General features: G+C 67.0%; 17 protein-coding genes, 1 other RNA gene and 1 riboswitch. Of the genes, 10 read left to right on the plus strand and 8 right to left on the minus strand.

Translation table 11 applies throughout. The features are described from left to right. Nucleotides 1-28: 28 nt before the first annotated feature. A riboswitch (cobalamin riboswitch) is annotated at nt 29-278 on the minus strand. A gap of 154 nt (nt 279-432) precedes the next feature. The 5 genes from CFB81_RS12640 to CFB81_RS12660 all read left to right on the plus strand — a co-directional run bounded on the left by CFB81_RS12640 (nt 433) and on the right by CFB81_RS12660 (nt 2,811). Next, nucleotides 433-783, plus strand: coding sequence for an ATPase (locus CFB81_RS12640; RefSeq protein ID WP_069620383.1), 351 nt, complete (start codon nt 433-435; stop codon nt 781-783). Continuing rightward, complete coding sequence (locus CFB81_RS12645) at nt 780-1,094, plus strand: cell division protein ZapA (protein ID WP_011352906.1); 315 nt, start codon at nt 780-782, stop codon at nt 1,092-1,094. Before CFB81_RS12640 ends, CFB81_RS12645 begins: the two co-directional genes overlap by 4 nt. 81 nt (nt 1,095-1,175) lie before the next feature. Beyond that, a non-coding RNA gene (gene ssrS / locus CFB81_RS12650) (6S RNA) lies at nt 1,176-1,357 on the plus strand. Nucleotides 1,358-1,425: 68 nt separating this feature from the next. Continuing rightward, nucleotides 1,426-1,887 (plus strand): EVE domain-containing protein, encoded by a 462-nt coding sequence (locus tag CFB81_RS12655; protein WP_059576737.1) that lies wholly within the window; start codon nt 1,426-1,428, stop codon nt 1,885-1,887. A 183-nt stretch (nt 1,888-2,070) separates the two neighbouring features. Next, the gene (locus CFB81_RS12660) at nt 2,071-2,811 is read left to right on the plus strand and encodes an SIMPL domain-containing protein (RefSeq protein ID WP_089435481.1); all 741 of its coding nucleotides are present in this window, start codon (nt 2,071-2,073) and stop codon (nt 2,809-2,811) included. Between the two features lie 163 nt (nt 2,812-2,974). Here CFB81_RS12660 and lgt read toward each other — a convergent pair whose 3' ends face one another. Continuing rightward, nucleotides 2,975-3,871: a prolipoprotein diacylglyceryl transferase gene (gene lgt, locus CFB81_RS12665; protein WP_069620385.1), complete on the minus strand. Its 897-nt coding sequence runs from the start codon at nt 3,869-3,871 to the stop codon at nt 2,975-2,977. 89 nt (nt 3,872-3,960) lie between these two features. Then, nucleotides 3,961-4,875 carry a LysR substrate-binding domain-containing protein gene (locus CFB81_RS12670; RefSeq protein ID WP_089435482.1) on the minus strand — a complete coding sequence of 305 codons (915 nt, stop codon included), beginning with the start codon at nt 4,873-4,875 and terminating at the stop codon, nt 3,961-3,963. 136 nt (nt 4,876-5,011) lie between these two features. Here CFB81_RS12670 and ilvD point away from each other — a divergent pair, with 136 nt between their 5' ends. Next, nucleotides 5,012-6,685 carry a dihydroxy-acid dehydratase gene (ilvD, locus tag CFB81_RS12675; protein ID WP_069620387.1) on the plus strand — a complete coding sequence of 558 codons (1,674 nt, stop codon included), beginning with the start codon at nt 5,012-5,014 and terminating at the stop codon, nt 6,683-6,685. A gap of 126 nt (nt 6,686-6,811) precedes the next feature. Next, nucleotides 6,812-7,138, plus strand: a complete 327-nt coding sequence (locus tag CFB81_RS12680; protein ID WP_069620388.1) for a c-type cytochrome — start codon at nt 6,812-6,814, stop codon at nt 7,136-7,138. Nucleotides 7,139-7,284: 146 nt separating this feature from the next. On the opposite strand, the gene CFB81_RS12685 is transcribed toward CFB81_RS12680, so the two are convergent. Genes CFB81_RS12685 through CFB81_RS12695 form a run of 3 tightly spaced genes read right to left on the minus strand, consistent with a single transcriptional unit; the run spans nt 7,285 to nt 10,022 of the window. Next, nucleotides 7,285-8,034: a DUF2486 family protein gene (locus CFB81_RS12685; protein ID WP_089435483.1), complete on the minus strand. Its 750-nt coding sequence runs from the start codon at nt 8,032-8,034 to the stop codon at nt 7,285-7,287. Between the two features lie 25 nt (nt 8,035-8,059). Beyond that, the gene (locus tag CFB81_RS12690; RefSeq protein ID WP_050012070.1) at nt 8,060-8,476 is read right to left on the minus strand and encodes a DNA polymerase III subunit chi; all 417 of its coding nucleotides are present in this window, start codon (nt 8,474-8,476) and stop codon (nt 8,060-8,062) included. Nucleotides 8,477-8,510: 34 nt separating this feature from the next. Further along, nucleotides 8,511-10,022 (minus strand): leucyl aminopeptidase, encoded by a 1,512-nt coding sequence (locus CFB81_RS12695; RefSeq protein WP_089435484.1) that lies wholly within the window; start codon nt 10,020-10,022, stop codon nt 8,511-8,513. 122 nt (nt 10,023-10,144) lie between these two features. Here CFB81_RS12695 and lptF point away from each other — a divergent pair, with 122 nt between their 5' ends. The 3 genes from lptF to CFB81_RS12710 are packed head-to-tail and all read left to right on the plus strand — an operon-like array spanning nt 10,145 to nt 12,799. Continuing rightward, a complete protein-coding gene (gene lptF / locus CFB81_RS12700) occupies nt 10,145-11,239 on the plus strand; it encodes an LPS export ABC transporter permease LptF (protein ID WP_069620391.1) in 1,095 nt (364 codons plus the stop codon). 3 nt (nt 11,240-11,242) lie between these two features. Further along, nucleotides 11,243-12,391: an LPS export ABC transporter permease LptG gene (gene lptG, locus CFB81_RS12705; RefSeq protein ID WP_089435485.1), complete on the plus strand. Its 1,149-nt coding sequence runs from the start codon at nt 11,243-11,245 to the stop codon at nt 12,389-12,391. A gap of 27 nt (nt 12,392-12,418) precedes the next feature. Next, nucleotides 12,419-12,799, plus strand: a complete 381-nt coding sequence (locus CFB81_RS12710; protein ID WP_089435486.1) for a sirohydrochlorin chelatase — start codon at nt 12,419-12,421, stop codon at nt 12,797-12,799. Nucleotides 12,800-12,883: 84 nt separating this feature from the next. On the opposite strand, the gene cobA is transcribed toward CFB81_RS12710, so the two are convergent. From cobA to cysD, 3 genes are read right to left on the minus strand one after another with little or no spacing between them, the layout of a single operon-like run. Then, entirely contained in the window at nt 12,884-13,633 is a 750-nt protein-coding gene (gene cobA, locus CFB81_RS12715; protein WP_069620394.1) for a uroporphyrinogen-III C-methyltransferase, read from the minus strand. Nucleotides 13,634-13,693: 60 nt separating this feature from the next. Further along, nucleotides 13,694-15,010 carry a sulfate adenylyltransferase subunit 1 gene (locus CFB81_RS12720; RefSeq protein ID WP_069620395.1) on the minus strand — a complete coding sequence of 439 codons (1,317 nt, stop codon included), beginning with the start codon at nt 15,008-15,010 and terminating at the stop codon, nt 13,694-13,696. Nucleotides 15,011-15,032: 22 nt separating this feature from the next. Then, nucleotides 15,033-15,995 (minus strand): sulfate adenylyltransferase subunit CysD, encoded by a 963-nt coding sequence (gene cysD, locus CFB81_RS12725; protein WP_006478076.1) that lies wholly within the window; start codon nt 15,993-15,995, stop codon nt 15,033-15,035. Nucleotides 15,996-16,007 lie beyond the last annotated feature (12 nt).

Here is a 16,007-nt window from a genome sequence, read left to right on the forward strand (position 1 = left end):
TCCCCGCAGGCCGCGCGCCATGAAGCCCGTGCGGGCTCCCCGTCTCGGCCGGTATCCGGGCTGGCGGCGGTCCGGCTCGCCTTCCCGCGCAATGACGCGCAGTGGCCCGCGCCCGCGTGCGACCTGCACGCGAAACGCGCCCGAGCCGGCCTGCGTCACGCGACGCGGCCGCTTACCGTTGCGGGGGCAGCGCAGGTTCGCGCGCTCCTCGAGCCCGCACCCTGCTTCCCGTTTAACCGCGCGTCCTGCGCGCGAGCACCGAGGCGGCGCCAGTTTAGGAGCCGGTCGCGCGAGCGTCAAGGAAGCGTCCGGAGCCGCGCGGGACGCGTCCATTCGCGGCAAGAAGCAGGGGTGTTACGACTGGAAACGTTACAGATGTCGGATTGCGCGGTATTCCGCGCTAAAATGCTGGGTCTTTAGAGGACGCAGCAAATGCTCAACGAACTCGAAACCCTGTCTCAAAATATTGGCCGTCTGATTTCGCTGAACAAGCGCTATCACTCGGAACGGCTCGCGCTCGAGGAGCAGGTCGCGCAATTGCGCGCGGAAGCGGACACGGTCCGCGCGGAACTCACGCAGCTGCGCGACGAACGCAATGCGCTCGCGGCCGAGCGCGACACGCTGTCGGCGAAGATCGACGACGCCCAGGTGAAACTGAACGCGATTCTCGAAAAGCTGCCGCGCTCGAAGAGCGCGGAGCAAGCCGACAACCAGCTCGACCTGCTCGATGCGCAGGCGCGCACGGATGGCGATGACGCGGCCAGCCACGGAGAACATGCATGAGCACCAAGCAGATCGAAGTCTCGATTCTCGGTCAGGCCTATCGGCTCGCCTGTTCGGCCGAGACCGAAGCGGCGCTGCTCGAAGCGGTCGCGCGCGTCGACGCCGAAATGTCGAAAATCCGCTCGAACAGCTCGGTGCGCGGCACCGATCGCATCGCGGTGATGGCGGCGCTGTCGCTTGCGTCGGAATTGCTGCGGTTGCAAACGAGCGTGCGGCACGGTGAAGCATTTCCGGCCGAGGAAATCCGTCGTACAATGCACCAGATGAACGAACAGCTCGGCGCGGTGCTCGCACAGCACGAGACGCAGTAACGTTTCAAACGATGCGTCGATTCCGCTTGATCTCGACGGTCAACGGTGGTCAAATTGGCGCATCGAAACACAGTTCAGTCAGCTTCCCTGCCTGGTTCGCCAAGGTCATATATTCCTTGAACCAATGCCATGTGCACGGTTGCGGAAATTTGTAGCACGGGCGCGCGCGTCACTCTGTCTGATGTACCCGAAGTGCTGCTAACTGCGACCAATTCTGAACCTCAGGTTCAGGATGCCGGCCTAGCGGCCAAGGCGGGGGCCTATCCAACGGCATCGGGAACTCCCGATGCCGTTTCCTTTTGCAGCAGCCCCTTCTGCGTCGATCACGACCATGCAATACTGGCTGATGAAGTCCGAACCGGACGAAGCAAGCATCGACGATCTCGCCAACGCACCGCAGCGCTCGCTGCCGTGGACCGGCGTGCGCAACTATCAGGCGCGCAATTTCATGCGCGACACGATGAAGATCGGCGACGGCGTGCTGTTCTATCACTCGAGTTGCCCCGAGCCGGGTATCGCGGGGCTCGCCGAAGTGTCGTCCACGCCCTACCCCGATCCCACGCAGTTCGATCCGAAAAGCCCCTATTACGACCCGAAATCGACGCGGGAAGCCCCGCGCTGGCTGCTCGTCGACGTGCGCTTCGTGAAGAAGTCGCCGCTCGTGCCGCTCGCCGCGCTGCGCGAGCACGACGAACTCGCCGACATGCGCGTGCTCGCCCGCGGCAACCGGCTGTCGATCACGCCCGTCACGCGCGCGGAATGGCGATTCATCACCGAAAAGTTGATGAAGTAGGCGTCGGCCAAAAGGTCAAATCTGGTCAGTACGCACCGCCGTCACGGAACTCGCGGCGCTTTCGCGCGGCCTAAGCAACCGCTGTCGGCCGATCGGGCCGGCCGTCGTTCTTTTTCGTCGCGCGGTACGCCCGCGTCGCGCACGCGTGATCCGCGTGCGCGCCCTCGCACAAGGAGTCCAACAATGACCAAGAAATCCGCTCTCGCGCTGTCGCTCGCCCTCGCCGCCGCCATTCCCGTCGCGCTGACGCTCGCGTCGCCCGCCGCGCATGCCCAAACGGCGAACCCGCACTTTCCGGAGCCGGCCGGCGTGCTGTCGCTTTCGTCGCAGGCCAGCGCCGACGTGCCGCAGGACATCATCCACATCACGCTGTTCTACGAGCAGCAGGCCAAGGACCCGGGCAGCCTCACCGCGCAGTTGAACCAGCGCGCGGATGCGGCGCTGTCGCAGGCGAAGGGCGTGTCGGGCGTCACCGCACACACGGGCGCGTTCTCCGTGTATCCGAGCACCGATCGCGACGGCAAGATCTCCGCATGGCGCGGCCGCACCGAGGTCGCGCTCGAATCGCGCGATTTCGCCGCGGCGTCGAAGCTGGCCGGCCAGTTGTCGAACCTGATGCAGGTCGCGAACGTCGAGTTCTCGCTGTCGCCGGAAGCGCAGCGGACGGCCGAGCAGAAGCTCACGACCGAAGCGATCAAGTCGTTCCGCGCCCGCGCGGACGAAGCCGCGAAGGCGTTCGGCTACAGCAGCTACACGATCCGCGACGTGAACGTCGGCAGCGGCCGCAACGTGCAGCCGTACCCGCGCATGATGGCGATGGCGGCGGCGCCGATGGACAGCGCGAAGATGAGTGCGCCGATCGCGGTCGAAGGCGGCAAGGCCACCGTGTCGGTCACCGTCAACGGCTCCGTGCAGATGAAGTAACGCGCATCGCGCCGTTGTCGGAAACGAAAAACGCCGGCCCGAAGGCCGGCGTTTTTTATGTGCGTCCGGACAGCCGATGCATGCGCCGATCACGCGTACATCGATACCGCGTCATGCAGCGAGCTCATGCAGCCACCTCATGCCGCCACCTCATGCAGCCACTTCAAGCAGCCGCATTCGCGTTCGCCGCGCGGCGGCGATACGCCCAGACCATCAGCGCGATACCCGCGAGGATCATCGGCAGCGACAGCCACTGCCCCATCGACAGGCCGAGCGCGAGCAGACCGAGGAAGTCGTCGGGCTCGCGCGCGAACTCGACCGTGAAACGTGCAACGCCATAACCGATCAGGAACAGCGCGGATATCGCGCCCATCGGCCGCGGCTTGCGCGCGAACAGGAACAGCACGAAGAACAGTGCGATACCTTCGAGCGCGATTTCATAGAGCTGCGAAGGATGGCGCGGCAGCATCTGGTATTGCATGAACACGTCGGCGAGATGCCACTTCTCGACGAGTGCCGGGTGTTTCGGCAGCCATGCCGCGTCGTCGCGCATCGCGCCCGGGAACAGCATCGCCCACGGCGCCGTCGGATCGGTCACGCGGCCCCACAGCTCGCCGTTGATGAAATTGCCGAGCCGCCCCGCTGCGAGCCCCAACGGCACCATCGGCGCGACGAAATCGGTGACCTGCAGCCAGTGCCGCTTGCGCTGCCACGCGAACAGCATCATCGCGAGCGTCACGCCGAGGAAGCCGCCGTGAAACGACATGCCGCCTTCCCACACCTTGAACACGTCGAGCGGATGCGAGAAGTAGAAATCGGCCTTGTAGAACAGCACGTAGCCAAGCCGGCCGCCGAGCACGGTGCCGAGCACGCCGTAGAACATCATGTCGTCGATGTCCTTCGCGGTCCAGCCCTGCGCGGCGACATACGGCAGCTTCAGGCGGACCCGGCCGACGACGATCGCCGCGATGAAGCCGACAAGATACATGAGGCCGTACCAGCGCACGGCCAGCGGCCCGAGATGGATCGCAACGGGGTCGAAATTCGGGTGAATGATCATGGGTTAGCGGAGAAGTTTTCGAATACGGTACGGCCGTCGCACACGTGCAGGACCGCGCGTTGGACGGCGCCCGCGCGCCATCGTTCACGTCACGCGGCCGGACCCTGCGCGCGCACGACGTCGATGAAGCCGGCGAGCACGGGGCTGACGTCGCCGGTACGCCAAACGAGACCCGTCTCGACGACCGGCGCGTGACCGGCGAGCGGCCGGTAGACCACGCCGGTGCGCCGCAGGTTACGCAGCGATTGCGGCACCAGTGCGACGCCCATGCCGGCCGACACGAGGCTGACGATCGTCTGCATCTGGATCGCCTCCTGGCCGATGCGCGGGGTTTCCCCCGCCGCGCCGTAGCAGCCCGTAATGATGTCATAAAAGCCGGGCGCCAAACGTCGCGGAAAGATCACGAGCGGCAACGCGGCGACGTCGGCGAGCTGCACGGGCTCGTCCTCGGGCGCGTCGGACGCCCCGGCCGGCATCGCGACCACCAGCGGCTCGCGCACCACGGACAGGTACGACAGCCCGGCCGCGTGGCGCGGCGGCACGGGCGGAATGACGAGCCCGGCGTCGATGCGCCCGGCGACGAGTTCGTCGATCTGCACGTCGCTCGTCGCTTCAGTGAGCTGCAGCCGCACCTGCGGATAGCGCGCGCCAAACGCACGCAACAACGACGGCAGCAGCCCGTAATCGGCGGTCGACACGAACGCGAGCGACAGCGAGCCGGCCTCGCCGCGCGCGAGCCGGCGCGCCAGCGGCGGCAGCGCATCGGCCGACGCCAGCAGCCGGCGCACCTCCGGCAGCAACGCCGCGCCGACCGCCGTCAGCGCGACCGAGCGCTTGGTGCGCACGAACAGCGCGACGCCGAGCACGTCCTCGAGCGCGCGGATCGCCTGCGACAACGGCGGTTGCGTCATCGACAGGCGCTCGGCCGCGCGGCCGAAATGGCGTTCGTCGGCAACGGTGACGAAATAGCGCCACTGGCGCAGGTCGGGGATCGGATCGGCCATACTCCACTCATTCGTAAAACGACTTAATAGGCGACAAATAATATATTGGACATCCCAGAACGGAAACTCCATGCTTGACTGATCCACCCGGCGCGCCGTTCGCGCCGGCGTCGTCAAAACAACGATGGAGCTCCCCATGTCGTACAACCGCCGCTCTAAAAACATCACGCAAGGCGTGGCCCGTTCGCCGAACCGCTCGATGTACTACGCGCTTGGCTACCAGAAGGACGATTTCGACAAGCCGATGATCGGCATCGCGAACGGCCATTCGACGATCACGCCGTGCAATTCCGGCCTGCAGCGGCTGTCGGACGCGGCGGTCGACGCCGTGAAGGCGGCCGGCGCGAACCCGCAGATCTTCGGCACGCCGACGATTTCGGACGGCATGTCGATGGGCACCGAAGGGATGAAGTACTCGCTCGTGTCGCGCGAAGTGATCGCCGACTGCATCGAAACCTGCGTGCAGGGCCAGTGGATGGACGGCGTGGTGGTGGTCGGCGGCTGCGACAAGAACATGCCGGGCGGCATGATCGCGCTCGCGCGCCTGAACGTGCCGGGCATCTATGTGTACGGCGGCACGATCCGCCCGGGCAACTGGAAAGGCCGCGACCTGACGATCGTGTCGTCGTTCGAGGCCGTCGGCGAATTCACCGCGGGCCGGATGTCGCAGGAGGATTTCGAAGGCGTCGAGAAAAACGCGTGTCCGACCTCGGGTTCGTGCGGCGGGATGTACACCGCGAACACGATGAGTTCGTCGTTCGAGGCGCTCGGGATGTCGCTGCTGTATTCGTCGACGATGGCGAATCCCGACCAGGAGAAAGTCGATTCGGCCGCCGAATCGGCGCGCGTGCTGGTCGAGGCCGTGAAGCGCGACCTGAAGCCGCGCGACATCATCACGAAGGAGTCGATCGAGAACGCGGTGTCGGTGATCATGGCCACCGGCGGCTCGACAAACGCGGTGCTGCACTATCTCGCGATCGCGCATGCGGCCGAGGTCGACTGGACGATCGACGACTTCGAGCGCATCCGCAAGCGCGTGCCTGTGATCTGCGACCTGAAGCCGTCGGGACAGTACGTCGCGACCGACCTGCATCGGGCCGGCGGGATTCCGCAGGTGCTGAAGATCCTGCTCGACGCGGGGCTGCTGCACGGCGACTGCATGACGATCACCGGCCGCACGATCGCCGACGAGCTGAAGGACGTGCCGGCCGTGCCGCGCGCGGATCAGGACGTGATCTTCCCGATCGACCGCGCGCTGTACAAGGAAGGCCATCTGGCGATCCTGAAGGGCAATCTGGCGGAAGACGGCGCGGTCGCAAAGATCACCGGCCTGAAGAACCCGGTGATCACGGGCCCGGCGCGCGTGTTCGACGACGAGCAGAGCGCAATGGACGCGATCCTCGGCGACCGGATCCGCGCGGGTGACATCCTCGTGCTGCGCTACCTTGGCCCGCAGGGCGGCCCCGGCATGCCGGAAATGCTCGCGCCGACCTCCGCGATCATCGGCAAGGGGCTTGGCGAGTCAGTCGGTTTCATCACGGACGGCCGCTTCTCGGGCGGCACCTGGGGCATGGTGGTCGGCCACGTCGCGCCGGAGGCGTTCGTCGGCGGCACGATCGCATTGGTGCAGGAAGGCGATTCGATCACGATCGACGCGCACCGGCTGCTGCTGCAGCTGAACGTCGACGATGCGGAACTCGCACGCCGCCGCGCCGCGTGGCGGCAGCCGGCGCCGCGCTATACGCGCGGCGTGCTCGCGAAATTCGCGGCACTCGCCCGGCCGGCCAACCAGGGGGCGGTCACCGGTTGATGCAGACGCACCCACGCATGCATCCCCGATAAACGGGCCACTGGGGGAACGCGCAAAACGTGCTTCCCCTTTGCTTCTATAATGCGCGGACCATGAAGCCGGCCGTCCCCGCCGGCGGAGAACCGCATGAAACAGACGATATTGCGCGTGCTGCTCGCGACGCTGCTGGCCGGCGGCGCGGCGGCGGCGCGCGCCGACCAGACCGACGGGCTCGCGCTCGCGCAGCGCAAGAACTGCATGGCCTGCCATGCGATCGGCAAGCCGCTGATGGGTCCGTCGTTCCACGACATCGCCGGCAAGTACGCGACCCGCAACGACGCCGCCGATTATCTTGCGCAATCGATCGTGAAAGGCAGCGTCGGCGTATGGGGCAGCGTGCCGATGCCCGCCAATACGCAACTGACGAGCACCGAAGCACGTACGCTCGCCCAATGGGTGTTGTCGGTTCGCTGAATCGGCTGCCCGCGCGACGCACCGACGCCGTGTGCAACGCGTGGCAGGCAGGCAACCGCGCACCGCCCGACCGGGCGCATCACCGCCGGCTTCGCGGCCCCTGACCGGGCCGCCCCCTCTTCTTCCCCGCCGCAAACGCTTGCCGTTCAGCCGGAATGACCGGCACGACGGCGGGCGATCTCTTCATCGACCGCATCGCGCACCCAGTCCATCACCTCGGTTTCCAGCGCGAGGGCGACTTCGCGCGTGACCTGGCCGACCAGCCAGGCCGAATGCTCGTGCAGCGCATCGCGACAACGCGCTTCGATGGCCTCGCGCCCCGGCCCGGTCAGATAGTTCGTCAGGCGATGGCGAAGCCGTTCGGCGATGTGCTGCGCATCTTCCGGCGTCAGCGCGGCGGCGGCCTGTGCTTCCGGTTGCGGCGCTGCGCTCGGCAGGACCGCCTCCGGCATTGCCGCGTCGGGCGCGTGCTCGGCCACTTCGCGCGCAATCGCGGCGAACGTGTGCTGCGGCAGGTCGTCATCGACCAGCGACGAGCGCAGCGGCGCCGTCATCACGGCCGCCTCTTCGGCGACCACGTGCTCCGATGCGCCGGGTTCGGCCGGCGCATCGGTGTCGCCCGCGGCGGCGGCCGTCGCCACGTCGCCCGGCAGTTCGACGGCCGGCACGTGCGGCGTCGACACGGGTTCGACCACGACGGAATCGGGGTCGGCTTCGGTTTGACGGGATTCGGCGGGCACGGCAGCGGCGGCGCCCGGTGCGATCACGTCGGTGAGCACCGGAATCGCCGCGCCGTCGTGCGGCCCGGGAGCGGCGGACGCGAGCGAGCGCGCCGGCTTGCCGGGCACCAGCACGTCGGTCAGCGTCGGGATCGAGGATGAATCGGCTTCTGTCACGGGAACACTCCGTCGACGGTTGCGGCTAGCCGCCCTGCTTGTAGTTGTTCAGCGCGTAGCCGCGGTCGCGGTAGAACCGGTAGCGGTCGCGGCCCGCGGCCAGCTCGTCCGGCGCGTTGCCGACCACTTCGAGCAGGCGCTCGAAGCGGGCGAATTGCGCGGGCACGGTCGCGCCGAGGTTCAGCAGCACGTGATGATGCGGCGCGCGGTCGAGATCGGCGGCCAGCACGATCGGCGTGCCGGCCGCGTGCTCGCTGTCGACGCCGCAATGCGGGATGAAATCGAGCGGCGAGAACGTCCAGAGCCGCTCGTCGAGCGCGCGCAGGCGCGCGGGCTCGGCGAGCACGACGACCGGCTGCCCGGCCAGATAGGCCTTGCGCAGCAGCCGGCACGCGTACGCGAGCGAATCGCCGACGTTCGAGTGGAAATCGATCCGCGTCATCGCCCGCCCACCCGCAGCGTCGTCTGCCCCGCCATCACTGGCCGGCGCGGTCGATCAGGAACTGCGCGAGCAGCGGCACCGGACGGCCCGTCGCGCCCTTCGCGGCACCGCCCTTCCATGCGGTGCCCGCGATGTCGAGGTGGGCCCACGGATAGCTTTCGGTGAAGCGCGACAGGAAGCACGCGGCCGTCACCGCGCCGGCCGGACGGCCGCCGATGTTCGCGAGATCCGCGAAATTCGACTTCAGCTGATCCTGGTACTCGTCGTCGAGCGGCATGCGCCATGCCGGGTCGTTCGCCTCGCGCGACGCGTCGAGCAGTTCGCCCGCGAGCGCGTCGTTCGTCGAGAACAGCCCGCTGTTGTGGGCGCCGAGCGCGATCACGCACGCGCCCGTCAGCGTCGCGACGTCGATCACGGCGGCCGGCTTGAAGCGCTCGGCATAGGTGAGTGCGTCGCACAGGATCAGGCGGCCTTCGGCATCGGTGTTCAGCACCTCGATCGTCAGCCCCTTCATGCTGGTGACGATGTCGCCCGGCTTCGTCGCGTTGCCGCCCGGCATGTTCTCGCAGGTCGGCACGATCGCGACGACGTTGATCTTCAGGCCCATCTCGGCGACCGCGCGGATCGTGCCGAGCACCGAGCCCGCGCCGCACATGTCGTACTTCATCTCGTCCATGCCTTCGCCCGGCTTCAGCGAGATGCCGCCCGTATCGAACGTGATGCCCTTGCCGACCAGCACGACCGGCGCGGCCTTCGCGGCGGCGCCCTGGTAGTGCAGCACGATGAACTGCGGCGGCTCGACCGACGCGCGCGCGACCGACAGGAACGACCCCATCTTCAGCGCCTGGATCTGCTTGAGCCCGAGCACTTCGGCCTTCAGGCCCCAATCCTTCGCGATCTTCTTCGCGGTGTTGCCGAGATAGGTCGGCGTGCAGACGTTGCCCGGCAGGTTGCCGAGGTCGCGGGTCAGATCCATCCCGTTCGCGAGCGCGACGGCCTGCTTGATCGCGACCTTGGCGGCCTTTTCGTCGGCCGGGTCGACGCTGAACACGACGCGCTTGAGCATGTGCGACGCCGGCTCCGGCTTGCTCTTCATCTGCGTGAAGCGGTAGGTCTCGTTGCGCAGCGCGAGGATCGCGGCGCGCACGCCCCAGTCGGAGCTGCGCTCGTCGACCGGCAGTTGCGCGAGCGAGAACGTGACCTGGACGACCTTGGTCGCCAGCAGCGCGCGCCACGCGGCCGTCACCGCGTCGTTGTAGGCTTTCTGATTGAAAGCATCCTGCTTGCCGAGCCCGACGAGCAGCACGCGCGACGCGCCGATGCCCGATACTTCATGCAGGAACAGCGTCTTGCCGCGCTTGCCGTCCATGTCGCCGGCCTTCACCACGCGCGAGATCAGCCCCTTGGTGGCCGTGTCGATGTCGAGCGCCGCGCCCGACAGGGTCTGCGCCTCGAAGATGCCGAGCACGATGCAGTCGGACTTCCCGGTCAGGAACCCCTTGGCCTCGCCTTTGCTCCAATCACAGCCTTTTATGCTAAAGTCCATCGCGCTTGTCCTCGGATAAAATCTGGGCTAAGGATGAAAGCCGCAATTATCCGCTATTTTTCCCGTGGCGGCGCGAGCGCCCCACCACGCGTGCGCAGCCTCCCGCCCTCTTCTCATCAAGAATGATCTTCGAACGCTCCCTCCAGCGCGAGCTTGCGTATACGGCTGGCGCCGTGTTCATGGTGCTGCTCACGATCATGCTCACGACGATGATGATTCGCATCGTCGGCTACGCCGCGTCCGGCGAAATCGATCCGCGGGACGTGCTCGTGCTGATCGGCCTGACCGTGATCGGCTATCTCGCCGTGATGCTGGTCGTCACGCTGTTCGTGTCGATCCTGTTCGTGCTGACCCGGTGGTACCGGGACTCCGAAATGGTCGTGTGGCTCGCGTCGGGCGTGAGCCTCACGCGCCTCATCAAGCCGATCGGCGTGTTCGCCGCGCCGATCATCCTGCTGATCACGTTCTTCGCGTTCGTCGGCTGGCCGTGGTCGAACCAGCAGAGCAAGATGATCAAGGCACGCTTCCAGCAGCGCGACGAAATCTCGCTGCTCGCGCCGGGCCAGTTCCGCGAATCGGCCGCGAATCATCGCGTGTTCTTCATCGAGAAGATGTCGCCTGACCAGAGCAAGGTGCAGAACGTCTTCGTCACGTCGACGGAAAACGGCAAGCTCAACGTGGTCGTGTCGCAAACCGGCCATACGGAAACCTCGAAGGACGGCGATCGCTTCGTCGTCCTCGAGGACGGCCGCCGCTACGACGGCACGCCCGGCCAGCCGAACTTCAAGATCATGGAGTTCGAGCGCTACGGCGTGAAGATCACGAGCAAGCCGGTCGTCAACGTGCAGACCACCAACAGCACGCCCACGCCCGACCTGCTGCGCAACCCGACGCGCGACAACCTCGCGGAATTCGCGTGGCGCGCGGGGCTGCCGCTGATCGCGCTGAACCTGATGGTGCTCGGCATCCCGCTCGCGTACCAGAACCCGCGCCGCAGCCGCACGATCAACCTCGTGATGGCCGTGCTGATCTACCTCACGTACTCGAACCTGCTGAACGTCGTGCAGGCGCAGATCGAGCAGGGCAAGATGTCGTTCGGTGTCGGTCTGGTCGGCCTGCATGTGCTCGTCGCGGCGATCGTCGCGTTCATTTTCTGGTTGCGCGTGCGCAATCGTCCGTTGTTGACACGCGCGCTGTTCGGCCGCTCGGGAGCATGATCGATGCGGCTCTATGAAAAGTACTTCGCGCGGCAGATCTACGTCACGTTCATCTTCATCCTGTTCGCGTTCTCCGGTCTGTTCTTCTTCTTCGACCTGATCAGCGAACTGAATTCGGTCGGGCACGGCAACTACAAGTTCGGCTACGCGGTCCTGCGCGTCGCGCTGCAGACGCCGTCGCGCTTCTACGAGATCATCCCGGTCGCCGCGCTGATCAGCGCGATCTACGTGTTCGCGCAGATGGCCGCGAACTCGGAATTCACGATCTTCCGCGTGTCGGGCCTCGCGACCAACCAGGCGCTGCGCTCGCTGCTGAAGATCGGCGTGCCGCTCGTGATCGTCACCTACCTGATCGGCGAATTCGTCGGCCCGTACGCCGATCAGTTGTCCGAACGCGTGCGGCTGCAGGCGCTCGGCGCATCGGTGTCGTCGAACTTCCAGTCGGGCGTGTGGGTGAAGGACACGCTCGCGGCCCGCGAGAACGGCGAGCAGGTCACGCGCTTCGTCAACGTCGGCAGCCTGTCGCCCGACTCGACGATCAGCAACGTGCGCATCTACGAATTCGACTCGAAATTCCAGCTGCAGAACGTGCGGATCGCGCAAACCGGCCGCTACGAGCCGCCCGGCCACTGGCTGCTGACGGGCGTCACCGAAACGGAGCTGACGCCGATCAAGCCGATCAGCGGCCAGCCGGCCGACGCGCTGAATCCCGTGTACCGGTCGCAGCAAGTGTCGCTGCCCGAATACCGGTTGCGGTCCGACCTGACGCCGCAGATCCTGTCGGTGCTGCTCGTGTCGCCGGAGCGCATGTCGATCGTCAACCTGTTCCGCTACATCCAGCACTTGCGCGAGAACCAGCAGGACACGCAGCGCTACGACATCGCGCTGTGGCGCAAGCTGCTGTATCCGTTCGCCGTGTTCGTGATGCTCGTGCTGTCGCTGCCGTTCGCGTATCTGCACACGCGGGCCGGCGTGGTCGGCGTGAAGGTGTTCGGCGGCATCATGCTCGGCATGAGCTTCCAGCTGCTCAACACGCTGTTCTCGCACATCGGCACGCTGAACACGTGGCCCGCGCCGCTCACCGCCGCGACGCCGGGCCTCATCTATCTCGCGCTCGGCCTGTTCGCGCTCAAGTGGGTCGACCGGCACTGAGCGCCGCGTCGCGATGGAGGCTTCGACATGCATTCGCACGGTATCGTCCTGTTCGGCCACGGCGCCCGCGACCCGCGCTGGGCCGAGCCGTTCGAGCGGCTCGCCGCGCGGCTGCGCGACGCCTCCCCGGCCGCGCAGGTGTCACTCGCGTTCCTCGAACTGATGACGCCGTCGCTCGGTGAGGCCGTGGCCGCGCAAGTCGCGGCCGGCTGCGCGCGCATCACCGTGGTGCCCGTGTTCTTCGGCCAGGGCGGCCACGTGCGCCGCGACCTGCCGCAGCTCGTCGATGCATGCCGCGCCGCGCATCCGGGCGTCGAAATCCGCTGCGCGACGGCCGTCGGCGAAGACGACGGCGTGCTCGACGCGGTCGCGCGCTATTGCATCGACCAGCTCGGCGGCGCCGCGTAGCCGCCCACGCGTTCGCCGCACCCAAAGAAAAAGCGCCGGCATCTGCCGGCGCTTTTTTCGTTTCGGACCGCGTTCGAGCCGCGCTCAGGCGGCATGGCGCACCGGCGCACTCGCCTGCGCTTGCCGTGCGCGCTCGGCGAAGGCATCGCCGATCATCAGCAGGCTCGGTTCCGCGGGATCGAGCCAAGCCTGCGCGTCGCCGGCCGCCATCTGCGCCAGCGTCAGCGTCAGCGTGCGTTCGCGCGCGGTGCTGCAGGCCTCGACGATCGCCACCGGCGTCGCCGGCGCACGGCCCGCGTCGATCAGTTCCTGCGCGATGCCGGGCGCGCTGTCGCGGCCCATGTAGTAGACGATCGAATCGGCGCGCGCAGCTTCGCGGATCTCGTCGCTGCCCGGCGCGCGGCTGTGCGTCGCAAAGGCCACGCTGCGCGACACGCCGCGTAACGTGAGCGAACGCTTCAGCGTTGCCGCGCCGGCCAGCGCCGCGGTGATGCCCGGCACGACCTCGTAGTCGATGCCGGCCGCTTCCAGCGCGCGCATTTCCTCTTCCGCGCGGCCGAACAGCATCGGATCGCCACCCTTCAGCCGAACGACGCATGCATGCTCGCGCGCCGCATCGACGATCTGCTTGTTGATGAAATGCTGCGCGGTCGAGCGCTGTCCGCAACGCTTGCCGACCGCGATCTTGCGCGCGTTCGGCGCATAGTCGAGCATCGCCGGCTCGACGAGCGCGTCGTGCAGCACGACGTCGGCCTGCTCGAGCAGCCGCATGCCGCGCACCGTGATGAGGTCCGCGGCGCCCGGCCCTGCTCCGATCAGATATACCTTGCCCATGTTTGTCGCTTCGCTAGGGTCCTGCCGCGGCGGCCGGTTCGCCGCCGCGCAGATTGACGATTACGCCGAGAACGCGCGGATCATGCCCGCGGCGACCGTGTGATGCGTCGCCTCGTCGATCAGCACGAACGCGCCCGTACCGGGGTGCGCATCGTAGGTGTCGCAGACGATCGGCTTCTGCAGCGTCAGCGCCACGCGGCCGATGTCGTTCATCTTCAGTTCCTGACGGTCGGTCGCGTGCGACAGCGTATGCACGTCGAGCACCTGCTTCACCGCGCCGATCTTCGCGAACACCGTGCTGGTGGTCTGCTTCAGCAGGTACTTGCGCTGCTGCGACAGCGGCGCGTCGTCGAACCAGCACAGGTCGGCCTCGAGCTTCCTGGCCGGCTCGACCGGCTCGGCCGTCGTGACGAACATGTCGCCGCGCGACACGTCGACGTCCTCTTCGAGACGGATCGTCACCGTCTGGCCCGCGAACGCGTGCGCGACCGACGCGGTGCCGCCCGGCACCGGCGCGACGATCTCGGCGACGGTCGCGGTGCGGTTCGACGGCAGCACGACGATCGCGTCGCCCACCTTCACTTCGCCCGACTCGATCCGGCCCATGTAGCCGCGGAAATCGTCGGCCGAGCTGCCGTCCTGGCGCGCGACCCACTGCACCGGGAAGCGCAGCGCGTCATGCGCCTGCGTCTCGACCGGCAGCGACTCGAGCACGTCGAGCAGCGGCTCGCCCGCGTACCACGGCATGCGCTCGCTCGCGCCGACGATGTTGTCGCCCTTGAGCGCCGACACCGGCACGAAGCGCACGTCGGCCAGGCCGAGCTGCTTCGCGAGCGCGACGTACGCGTCGCGGATCTCGTTGAAGCGCGCCTCGCTGTAGTCGACGAGGTCCATCTTGTTGATCGCGACGATCACGTGCTGCAGCCCCAGCAGCTTGACGATCGCGCTGTGGCGCTTGGTCTGCGGCAGCAGTTGCACGACGCCGTTCTCGACCGTGATGCGCGTCGCGTCGATCAGCACGATCGCCGCGTGCGCGGTCGACGCGCCCGTCACCATGTTGCGCGTGTACTGCTCGTGGCCCGGCGTGTCGGCGATGATGAACTTGCGCTTCGCGGTCGCGAAGTAGCGGTACGCGACGTCGATCGTGATGCCTTGCTCGCGCTCGGCTTCCAGTCCGTCGGTCAGCAGCGCGAGATCGAGCTCGTCGCCGACCGTGCGCTTGTTCTTCGCGCGCGACAGCGCGGACAGCTGGTCGGACAGCACGGCCTTGCTGTCGTACAGCAGGCGGCCGATCAGCGTGCTCTTGCCGTCGTCGACGCTGCCTGCGGTGATGAAACGCAACACGCCGAGGTCTTCGGTGTTCTCGATGATGCTCATGATGTGAATGTCCTCGTGTGCTTCAGAAATAACCTTGCTTCTTGCGCTGTTCCATCGCGGCTTCGGATGCCTGGTCGTCCATCCGGGTCGCGCCGCGCTCGGTGATCTCGGTCACCGCCGTCTCGGCGATGATCTTCTCGACGTCGTCCGCGTCGCTCTCGACCGGGCACGTGCAGCTGATGTCGCCGACCGTGCGGAAGCGCACCTGCGCGAGCTCGCTCGTCTCGCCGTCACGCATCGGCGTGAGCGGCGTGACCGGCACGAGCAGCCCGTTGCGGCGCACGATCTCGCGCTGGTGCGCGTAGTAGATCGACGGCAGTTCGAGGTTCTCGCGCGCGATGTACTGCCACACGTCGAGCTCGGTCCAGTTCGAGATCGGGAACACGCGCAGATGCTCGCCCTTGTGCAGGCGGGCGTTGTACAGGCTCCACAGTTCCGGACGTTGCGCCTTCGGGTCCCACTGGCCGAATTCGTCGCGGAACGAGAAGATCCGCTCCTTCGCACGCGCCTTCTCTTCGTCGCGGCGCGCGCCGCCGATCAGCGCCGTGTAACCGTGCTGCTCGATCGTTTCCAGCAGCGTGACGGCCTGCGCGGCGTTGCGCGAATCGGTTTCGCGGCGCAGCACGACCGTGCCGCGCTTGATCGAATCCTCGACGTGGCCGACCACCAGCTCCGCGCCCAGCTCTTGCGCACGGCGATCGCGGAAGTCGATCACTTCCTCGTAGTTGTGGCCCGTGTCGATATGCACGAGCGGGAACGGCAGCGTCGTCTTGCGGTTCGCGCCAAGGCCGAACGCCTTCAGCGCGAGATGCAGCACGACGACCGAATCCTTGCCGCCCGAGAACAACAGCGCCGGCTTGCTGCATTCGGCAACCAGTTCGCGCAGGATGTGGATCGACTCGGCTTCGAGCCAGTCGAGGTGGCCCATGCGGCTGTCGGCGCCGGTGGGCGGGGCAAAGGCGGATTGCTCGAGCGTCGTGCTCATGATTTCAGTCCT

It is taken from the genome of Burkholderia sp. AU28863 (assembly GCF_002223195.1).
Classification (GTDB): Bacteria; Pseudomonadota; Gammaproteobacteria; order Burkholderiales; family Burkholderiaceae; genus Burkholderia; species Burkholderia sola.

What these genes read in the sequence shown, in the direction of transcription:
- CFB81_RS12640 (WP_069620383.1), top strand. Translation starts at nt 433, where the DNA reads ATGCTCAACGAACTCGAAACCCTGTCTCAAAATATTGGCCGTCTGATT.
- CFB81_RS12645 (WP_011352906.1), top strand. Translation starts at nt 780, where the DNA reads ATGAGCACCAAGCAGATCGAAGTCTCGATTCTCGGTCAGGCCTATCGG.
- CFB81_RS12655 (WP_059576737.1), top strand. Translation starts at nt 1,426, where the DNA reads ATGCAATACTGGCTGATGAAGTCCGAACCGGACGAAGCAAGCATCGAC.
- CFB81_RS12660 (WP_089435481.1), top strand. Translation starts at nt 2,071, where the DNA reads ATGACCAAGAAATCCGCTCTCGCGCTGTCGCTCGCCCTCGCCGCCGCC.
- lgt (WP_069620385.1), bottom strand. Translation starts at nt 3,871, where the DNA reads ATGATCATTCACCCGAATTTCGACCCCGTTGCGATCCATCTCGGGCCG.
- CFB81_RS12670 (WP_089435482.1), bottom strand. Translation starts at nt 4,875, where the DNA reads ATGGCCGATCCGATCCCCGACCTGCGCCAGTGGCGCTATTTCGTCACC.
- ilvD (WP_069620387.1), top strand. Translation starts at nt 5,012, where the DNA reads ATGTCGTACAACCGCCGCTCTAAAAACATCACGCAAGGCGTGGCCCGT.
- CFB81_RS12680 (WP_069620388.1), top strand. Translation starts at nt 6,812, where the DNA reads ATGAAACAGACGATATTGCGCGTGCTGCTCGCGACGCTGCTGGCCGGC.
- CFB81_RS12690 (WP_050012070.1), bottom strand. Translation starts at nt 8,476, where the DNA reads ATGACGCGGATCGATTTCCACTCGAACGTCGGCGATTCGCTCGCGTAC.
- CFB81_RS12695 (WP_089435484.1), bottom strand. Translation starts at nt 10,022, where the DNA reads ATGGACTTTAGCATAAAAGGCTGTGATTGGAGCAAAGGCGAGGCCAAG.
- lptF (WP_069620391.1), top strand. Translation starts at nt 10,145, where the DNA reads ATGATCTTCGAACGCTCCCTCCAGCGCGAGCTTGCGTATACGGCTGGC.
- lptG (WP_089435485.1), top strand. Translation starts at nt 11,243, where the DNA reads ATGCGGCTCTATGAAAAGTACTTCGCGCGGCAGATCTACGTCACGTTC.
- CFB81_RS12710 (WP_089435486.1), top strand. Translation starts at nt 12,419, where the DNA reads ATGCATTCGCACGGTATCGTCCTGTTCGGCCACGGCGCCCGCGACCCG.
- cobA (WP_069620394.1), bottom strand. Translation starts at nt 13,633, where the DNA reads ATGGGCAAGGTATATCTGATCGGAGCAGGGCCGGGCGCCGCGGACCTC.
- CFB81_RS12720 (WP_069620395.1), bottom strand. Translation starts at nt 15,010, where the DNA reads ATGAGCATCATCGAGAACACCGAAGACCTCGGCGTGTTGCGTTTCATC.
- cysD (WP_006478076.1), bottom strand. Translation starts at nt 15,995, where the DNA reads ATGAGCACGACGCTCGAGCAATCCGCCTTTGCCCCGCCCACCGGCGCC.